Here is a 7950-nt window from a genome sequence, read left to right as displayed (position 1 = left end):
CAAGCCTGCACGACGTGATGGCGTCGCGCAGTCATGCCCAGGCCAAGCTGAACACCGTCGTCGATGTGATAGCGGAGGGTCTGAACAGCGAAGTCTGCTCGATCTACCTGCTGCGCGAAGGCATGCTCGAACTGTTTGCCACCAAGGGGCTGGCGCAGGAAGCCGTTCACGTAACCCGAATGGCGATTGGCGAAGGCCTGGTCGGGACCATCGCGCAGGGCAACGAAACCCTGAACCTCGCCGAAGCGGCCGCGCATCCCGACTTTTCGTTCCGTCCTGAAACCGGCGAAGAAAAGTATCATTCCTTTGCCGGTGTGCCGATCGTGCGGCGCGAGCGCGCCGTGGGTGTGCTGTGCGTCCAGCACGCCGACCCGCGCCGTTACGAGGAAGTCGAAATCGAAGCGCTGCAGACTGTGGCGATGGTGCTGTCGGAACTGATCGCCAATGCCGATCTGGTCGACGAGGAAGCCGCCGCCGCGCTTTCGCCCGAGATGACCGGGCCGCAGCGCCTGACCGGCCAGTCGCTGGTCAAGGGGCTGGCTGCCGGTGTCACGGTCTTCCACCAGCCGCGCATCACCATCGAACACGTCATGGCCGAGGATCGCGACGCTGAACTGCAGCGCGTCTACCTCGCCTTCGACAAGATGCGCGAGCAGATCGAAAAGATGGCTGCGCAGGCCGAATTCGGGGTCGGCGGCGAGCACGAGGAAGTGCTCGAGACCTACAAGATGTTCGCTTACGATGAAGGCTGGAGCCGCCGCATCATCGAAGCGATCGATAGCGGGCTTACCGCCGAGGCGGCGATCGAACGCGTCCAGCAGCGCACCCGCATGCGCATGCGCCAGATCGACGATCCGCTGTTGGCGGACCGGATGCACGATCTGGAAGACCTGTCGAACCGGTTGCTGCGGATCGTTTCGGGCCAGATGGGCACGGCGGCCAGCATGGGCCTGAGGCAGGATTCGATCCTGATCGCGCGCAACCTTGGCCCCGCCGAACTGCTGGAATACGACAAGCGCCGCCTCAAGGGCGTGGTGCTGGAAGAAGGCTCGCTCACCGCCCACGTGGTAATCGTGGCGCGGGCCATGGGCATTCCGGTGCTGGGCCGCGTGCGGGGCCTGCGCGCGACGGTGCGCGAAGGCGATCCGCTGCTCCTCGACGGCGATCAGGGGATCGTCACCGTCCGCCCGCTGCCGGCCGTAGCCGAAGCCTTTGAAGCGCGCTTTGCCAAGAACAAGGAACGCCAGGCCGCCTACGCCGCGCTGCGCGATGTCGAGCCGTTCACCCGCGATGGCACCCGCATCAAGGTGATGATGAACGCTGGCCTGCGCGACGATATGCCCAACCTGGCGCTCACCGGGGCCGACGGGGTGGGCCTGTTCCGAACCGAATTCCAGTTCCTGGTTTCCGCAACGCTGCCCGCGCGCGAGCGCCAGACCAGGCTCTACCGCGACGTGCTAGACGCGGCCGGTGACAAGCCGGTGGTGTTCCGCACGGTCGACATCGGTGGCGACAAGGTGCTGCCGTACCTGCGCCACAACGATGGCGAGATCGAAGAGAACCCGGCGATGGGCTGGCGCGCGCTGCGCGTGGCGCTGGAACGCGATGGGCTGCTCAAGGTCCAGGCGCGTGCGCTGCTTGAAGCGACGGCGGGGCGGACGCTCAACGTGATGTTCCCGATGGTCTCCGAGCCGTGGGAATTCGATGCTGCCCGCGCCGTGTTCGACGGGCAGCTGCGGTTCCTCAAGCAGCAGAAAAAGCTGCTGCCCGAGGCCATTCGTTACGGGGTGATGCTGGAAGTGCCCGCACTGGCCGAGCAACTCGACATCATTGCCCCGCAACTCTCGTTCCTTTCGATCGGCACAAACGACCTCACCCAGTTCCTGTTCGCGGCGGATCGCAGCCACGCCAAGCTGGCCGAGCGTTACGACTGGCTGTCGCCCGCGATCCTCCGCTTCATCCGCCGGGTGCTGCAGGGCGTCGCCGGTCACAACGTCGACGTCACGGTCTGCGGTGAAATGGGCGGTCGGCGGCTCGAGGCGCTGGCCCTGCTCGGCATCGGCATTCACCGCCTGTCGATCACCCCGGCGTCGGTCGGTCCGATCAAGGAACTGGTGCGCAAGGTCGACCTGGCTGAAATCGGCGAGGCGATGAACGGCTGGCTGCTTTCGCCGCCGCCAAACCTGCGTGAAGCACTGACCGCATGGGCGCTTGAGCGCGGGATCGATTGCGACTGATCGGTTGATAGCATGAAGCCGGTCGGGCCGCTGCGGGCGGCCACGAACCCGGCCCATCATGAATTACGCCCGGTTTGCCGTGGCGGGCGGTTGAACCACGGGGATTCCCGTTGACTTAATTGGTTTAGACGCGATGTTCCCGCGCCAAGGTCTGGCTGGACGGGGTCGTAATGTCGCAAGAATTTGAGGGGGAGGCTGAGCTTCCCCTGGATAACGTCGGTGCAAGGCTTGCCCGCGCGCGCGAAGCCACGGGGCTGACCCGGGCAGCGATTGCCGCCCGCACCAAAATTCCCGAACGCCATCTCGCCGCGATCGAGGCCGGGGATTTCGGCGTCTTGCCCGCGCGGACCTATGCGGTTGGCTTTTCGCGCTCTTATGCCAAGGCGCTGGGCCTCGACGACAAGGCGATCGTCGAAGACGTCCGGCGCGAGCTCGCCGCGATCGAGCCCGAGCTTGAACGCCGCACGATCCCTTCGTTCGAGCCTGGCGATCCAGCCCGCGTGCCCTCCGCGCGCTTCGCCTGGCTGGCGGCGCTGGGTGCGCTGGTGGTGATCGTCGCCGGGTTTGCCTTCTGGCGCAGCTATTATGCCCCCGGCGGGCAATTGCCTTCGATCCTGCCGGCCGAAACCGCTGCTCCGGCGGGCACCGTCACCCCGGCACCGGCTCCGGCCCCGGTGCCGACTGGCGGGCCGGTGGTCTTCACCGCCGAAACCGACGGGGTCTGGGTCAAGTTCTACGATGGGGACGGCACCCAGTTGCTGCAAAAGGAACTGGCCCTGGGCGAGAGCTATACCGTGCCCGTCACGGTTGGCGATGTCAGGCTGGATACGGCCCGGCCGCAGGCGCTGGCGATTACGATCGGTGGCCAGCCGGTGCCCAAGCTTGCCGACAAGCAGCAGACCATGAAGGGCGTGCCGGTTACCGCCGCCGCCCTGCTGGCGCGCGCCGCGACGGGCGGGGTCTCCGAACCGGCGGCCGGTACCAGCCCCGTTACTGCCAGCACCGCAGTGCCGACGGCAGCGCCGCGGCCGGTCCGCAAGCAGCAACATAGCGCGCCCGCGGTCCAGGAAGCAGGTCCGGCCCCGGCGGCTCCGCAACCGACACCAAGCGTGGCGGCTTCCACTCCGGCACCGGCAGCCACTTAGGCTGCGAATAAGCAATTCGACGCGCTCGACAGTTCTGCATCGACATGGTTAAGCAGGACGAAACCCTGTTCACGCCGGGTTTGGATCAAACCGAACAGGCGGCGTGACGGGTGGAAGCGAACAACAGGCTGAGTGAATTCAGGCGAAAATGGCGATGATGACCAAGCTTATCCGGGCCCGGCGCCCGATCTTCGTAACGATGGTGCTGGCTCTGGCCGCGCCGGCGATGGCGCAGACGGCAACGGTCGACAAGGCGGTAGAGGCCCGGCTGCGCAAGCTTGAAGCCGAAGTCGCGGCGCTGCAGCGGCAGGTTTTCCCCGGCGGCGACGGCAAGTATTTCGCCCCGCAGGTCCAGCCCAGCACTGCGGCCACGGCGCCGGTCGGAACGCCGGCCGCAAGCGCGGTGACCGACATTCTGACCCGGATGGACGCGCTCGAAAGTCAGGTCCAGAAGCTGACCGCGCAGCAGGAAGAGAACACCAACAAGATCAACAAGCTGGAAGCGCGCGTCGCCACGCTTGAGGCCGCCGCCGCTCCGCCGCCGCAGCAGACCCTGACCGATCCCGCGCCGACCAGCCTGGCCCCGGCGAACACGGCTCCGGCCAGCACGGTCACGGTGACCAAGCCGGCTCAGAGCGCGCCGACGCCCGCGACCACCAAGCCCGCGGCGACGGCTTCCAAGCCCGCTGCAACCGCTCCGTCTCCGCAGCGCGTTGCCGCCGTGCAGAAAATCGAAAAGCCGCAGACGAACGATCCGGGCGAAGACGAATACACCTATGGCTTCCGCCTGTGGGATGCCAAGTTCTACCCCGAGGCGGAGCAGCAGCTGAAGCTGTTCCTCCAGAAGTACCCCAAGCATAGCCGGGCAAGCTATGCCCGCAACTTGCTGGGCCGGGCCTACCTCGACGAGGGCAACTTCGACGAGGCCGGGAGCTGGTTCTACCAGAACTACAAGGCCGACAAGGCGGGTGAGCGCGCGCCCGACAGCCTGTTGTACCTCGCCGAAGCGATGGTGCGCAAAAAGGACAATAATCGGGCCTGTATCGCGCTGGCGCAGTTCGTCGATGAATATCCGGCGATTGCCCAGGGCCGCCTGCGCAGCCAGTACGATGGCTTGCTCGGCAAGGTGAAGTGCAATTGACCGGCAGCCGCGCCGCGATCTGATCGAGCGTTTCAGCGCCGATCTGGCTGCGCTCTGGCCCGAAGGCCGGGGCGCGGGGCCGCTTGGGCTGGCGGTATCAGGCGGCCCCGACAGTCTTGCGCTTTTGCTGCTCGCGCACCGAGCGCTGGAAGGGCGGATTGCCGCCGCGACAGTCGATCATGGCCTGCGTCCGGAAAGTGCTGACGAGGCGGCGATGGTGGGGCGTGTCTGCGCTGAACTGGGCGTGCCGCACCAAGTGCTTGGCGTGACCGTGGCCCAGGGTAATCTTCAGTCAGAGGCGCGTGCGGCGCGCTATGCCGCCTTGGCCGCGTGGATGGAGCGCGAGGGGCTGGGCGCGCTGGCCAGTGCCCACCATGCCGACGATCAGGCCGAAACCCTGCTGCTGCGGCTCAACCGCGCGAGCGGCGTGGCGGGCCTTGCAGGTGTGCGCGCGCGTGGGCCGGTGCCCGGAACCCGGCTGCCGCTGCTGCGCCCGCTGCTGGGCTGGCGGCGCAGCGAGCTGGCCGAAGTGGTCGCGGCGGCGGGGTTTGAGGCGGTGGACGATCCTTCCAATGCCAATGACCGGTTCGATCGCGCCCGGATCCGCAAGGCCATGGCCGGGGCGGATTGGCTCGACGTACCGGCCATCGCGCAAAGCGCTGCGCACCTGGCTGATGCCGATGCGGCGCTCGACTGGGCGGCCGCGCGCGAATGGGCCGAACGGGTGGAACGCGAACCGATGGGGCTGATCTATCGCCCGCAGGCGCCGCGCGCGGTGGCATTGCGGGTGCTGACCCGGATCGTCACCGAACTCGATGGCGAAGCCCCGCGCGGCAGCGCCGTGGCGCGGCTGTTCGATGCGCTGGTGGCGCGCCAACCGGCCTCGATTGGCAGGCTGGTGGCGCGCGGCCTGCCCGGCGGGTGGAGCTTCATGAAAGCGCCGCAGCGCCGCAGCTAGCGCCGCGCCATGCCCTTCTGCTGCATACGCCACAGCAACTGGTCATAGCGGTCCTGCCCGAAGAACGGTTCGCCGTCATAGACCATCAAGGGTACGCCATAGTGGCCGCCCGCGCGCTGGTCCGCCTCGTTCTGCTTGATCGCGGCATCGAGCCGGTCGGCTTCGGCACTGACCACCGCGTCCATTTCCGCAAGATCGCAGCCCGCGCTGGCGGCAGCCCGGGCGAGGTGATCGCCCTCGTGCCAGGCGTCGGTTTCGCCTGACCAGATCATGTGGCTGATCGCGCGCAGCAGGGGCAGGGCACGCCCGCGCTCGGCCGCCAGCTGGCCCAGGCGCGTCAGGCGATGGATATAGGGCTGCTCCTTGGGATAGGTGCGGGTGGCAAAGTCCATCACCACCGGATCGGGGCGAGGCCAACGCAGGGTCATGCCCGCGAACTCGGCGCTGCGCACGCAGTCGCGCATCAGGTAGGTGGTCCAGAGCGGATCGGCATTGGCAAAGAAATCGGGCTGGCGCACCGCGATCGGCAGCACCGGCCGCATGTTCACCTGCGCGTCCCAATCGCGCTCCAGCTCGATCAGGCGCGGCACGACCAGATAGGAGTAGGGCGAACGGAACGACCAGAAGACATCGATTTCGTGCGTCATGCCAGCGTCCCCATATCAATTACGAAGCGGTATTTGACATCGGCCTTCTCCATGCGTTCGAAGGCGTGGTTGATCTCGTCCATGCGGATCAGCTCGATTTCGGGGAGGACTTGGCGTTCGGCGCAGAAGTCGAGCATTTCCTGGGTCTGGGCGATGCCGCCCACGCCCGATCCGGCGACCGCGCGCTGGTTGCCCAGCAGCAGACCTGAGTGGAAGGTCGGCATCATGTCGATCATGCCGACGATGCACAGCGTGCCCTGCCGGTCGAGCAGCAGCAGGTAGGGCGCGATGTCGTGCGGCACGGGGATCGTATCGAGCAGGAAGTCGAAGCTGCGGGTCGCGGCCTTCATCGCGGCCATATCGGTCGAAACCAGCACGTGATCCGCGCCGAGCTTTCGGGCGTCCGCGCCCTTCGCTGGCGAGGTGGTGATCATCGTCACTTCCGCGCCGAGCGCCTTCGCAAATTTCACGCCCATGTGGCCAAGGCCGCCGAGCCCGATCACGCCGACCTTGGTGCCCGGCCCGACGTTCCAGTTCTTCAGCGGGCTGTACGTGGTGATCCCGGCGCACAGCAGCGGCGCGGCGGCCGCCATGTCGAGGCTTTCGGGCAGGCGCAGGACAAACGGCTCGGCCACGACGATGCTGGCCGAATAGCCGCCATAGGTCGTGCTGCCGTCGATCCGGTCCTTGCCGTTGTAGGTGCCGACCATGCCTTCGCGGCAATAGTTTTCCTCGCCGTCTTCGCAGGCATCGCACTTGCGGCAGGAATCGACCACGGTGCCGATTGCCACCCGGTCACCGGGGGCGAACTTGGTCACCCCCTTGCCGACCGCGCGGACCGTGCCGACGATTTCGTGGCCCGGCACGAAGGGATAGCGGGTGCGGCCCCAGTCGTTGCGCGCCGAATGCAAGTCGGAATGGCATACCCCGCAATAGGCGATGTCGATCGCCACATCCTCGTCGCGCAGCTCGCGCCGGTCGATGCTGAGCGGGGCCATGCCCGATGTGGGGGCGGTGGCACCCCAGGCGGCGGTAGCGGTCATTGTCACTTCTCCCATTGGCTTTGCGCCATGCTGGAAGCGAAGCTACCGCCGGTCAATCCTCAGATGAGCGAATCGCCCTTGCCCACCATCTTGCCGCGCGTGATGTAGACCTTGGTGCCGACCGGGGTGATCGCGAACACCTTGGCCGCGAAATCGTTGGGCACGCCGACGCAGCCGTGGCTGGCATAACCCCGTTCAACCTTGGTGCCGTGAATCGACACGCCGTCGTCCGTCAGGCGCATCGTATAGGGCATCGGCGCGTTGTCGTATGTGGAGGAATAGTGTTCCTTCTTCTTCCACTTGATCGGGAACACGCCCAGCGGGGTCGGCTTTTCGGTCGTGCCGAGCAAGACCGCGGTGGCGCCGATTTCATAGCCGCCCTGGAAAACCGAAAGCACCCGGGCATCGAGATCGACCGTGATCACGATCGGGCCGGCCGGTACGTCCTTGTCGTCCCAATGCCATTCGCCATACCTGATCGGCCCGCTGATCGGCAGAATCCGCTTGATCACGAAGCGTTCGTCCCTGGGCGGGGCGGGCGGCGCCTTGGGGGCGGGCGCGGGGGCGGGTTCGGCCTTGGCAAAGGCCGGGCCGGCATCGGGCGGCAGGGCAGTCGCCTGGGCATCCCCGTGACGCAGCAGCAGCCCGCCAGCGGCCAGACACAGCGCGGCGAAGGCGCAGAGCAGGGCCACGGCAGGGTTGAATTTCAGGCGCATCGAATCCCTCGCGCAGGTATTTCGCAAGCGGATCATTGCCGAGGCCTGCCGCAAATGCCAGCC

7 protein-coding genes are annotated in these 7950 nt (G+C 66.8%); 4 read left to right on the top strand and 3 right to left on the bottom strand.

Annotation, left to right across the window (positions count from 1 at the left end; translation table 11 throughout):
- Positions 1-5: 5 nt before the first annotated feature.
- From ptsP to tilS, 4 genes are all read left to right on the top strand, one after another.
- Positions 6-2237 carry a phosphoenolpyruvate--protein phosphotransferase gene (ptsP, locus tag ACE3SN_RS08175; RefSeq protein ID WP_374529125.1) on the top strand — a complete coding sequence of 744 codons (2232 nt, stop codon included), beginning with the start codon at positions 6-8 and terminating at the stop codon, positions 2235-2237.
- A gap of 170 nt (positions 2238-2407) precedes the next feature.
- Positions 2408-3382: a helix-turn-helix domain-containing protein gene (locus ACE3SN_RS08170; protein WP_374529122.1), complete on the top strand. Its 975-nt coding sequence runs from the start codon at positions 2408-2410 to the stop codon at positions 3380-3382.
- Between the two features lie 154 nt (positions 3383-3536).
- A complete protein-coding gene (locus tag ACE3SN_RS08165; RefSeq protein ID WP_374529121.1) occupies positions 3537-4523 on the top strand; it encodes a tetratricopeptide repeat protein in 987 nt (328 codons plus the stop codon).
- A 43-nt stretch (positions 4524-4566) separates the two neighbouring features.
- A complete protein-coding gene (gene tilS, locus ACE3SN_RS08160; protein ID WP_374529124.1) occupies positions 4567-5481 on the top strand; it encodes a tRNA lysidine(34) synthetase TilS in 915 nt (304 codons plus the stop codon).
- Here the strand turns inward: tilS and ACE3SN_RS08155 are convergent.
- From ACE3SN_RS08155 to ACE3SN_RS08145, 3 genes are read right to left on the bottom strand one after another with little or no spacing between them, the layout of a single operon-like run.
- Complete coding sequence (locus ACE3SN_RS08155; protein WP_374529120.1) at positions 5478-6128, bottom strand: 2-hydroxychromene-2-carboxylate isomerase; 651 nt, start codon at positions 6126-6128, stop codon at positions 5478-5480. The two genes, tilS and ACE3SN_RS08155, sit on opposite strands and share 4 nt — an antisense overlap.
- A complete protein-coding gene (locus ACE3SN_RS08150) occupies positions 6125-7171 on the bottom strand; it encodes an NAD(P)-dependent alcohol dehydrogenase (protein WP_374529119.1) in 1047 nt (348 codons plus the stop codon). Before ACE3SN_RS08150 ends, ACE3SN_RS08155 begins: the two co-directional genes overlap by 4 nt.
- Before the next feature lie 59 nt (positions 7172-7230).
- Positions 7231-7887, bottom strand: coding sequence for a L,D-transpeptidase family protein (locus tag ACE3SN_RS08145; RefSeq protein ID WP_374529118.1), 657 nt, complete (start codon positions 7885-7887; stop codon positions 7231-7233).
- Between the last annotated feature and the right edge of the window lie 63 nt (positions 7888-7950).

The sequence above is a fragment of the Novosphingobium sp. genome (genome assembly GCF_041915465.1).
Lineage (GTDB): Bacteria > Pseudomonadota > Alphaproteobacteria > Sphingomonadales > Sphingomonadaceae > Novosphingobium.
Note: the sequence above shows the minus strand (reverse complement) of the source record. Positions and strands in the feature narration are given on the sequence as shown.

Coding starts and splice junctions, on each gene's coding strand:
- ACE3SN_RS08150 (WP_374529119.1), bottom strand. CDS start 7,171: ATGACCGCTACCGCCGCCTGGGGTGCCACCGCCCCCACATCGGGCATG.
- ACE3SN_RS08155 (WP_374529120.1), bottom strand. CDS start 6,128: ATGACGCACGAAATCGATGTCTTCTGGTCGTTCCGTTCGCCCTACTCC.
- ACE3SN_RS08145 (WP_374529118.1), bottom strand. CDS start 7,887: ATGCGCCTGAAATTCAACCCTGCCGTGGCCCTGCTCTGCGCCTTCGCC.
- ACE3SN_RS08170 (WP_374529122.1), top strand. CDS start 2,408: ATGTCGCAAGAATTTGAGGGGGAGGCTGAGCTTCCCCTGGATAACGTC.
- ACE3SN_RS08165 (WP_374529121.1), top strand. CDS start 3,537: ATGATGACCAAGCTTATCCGGGCCCGGCGCCCGATCTTCGTAACGATG.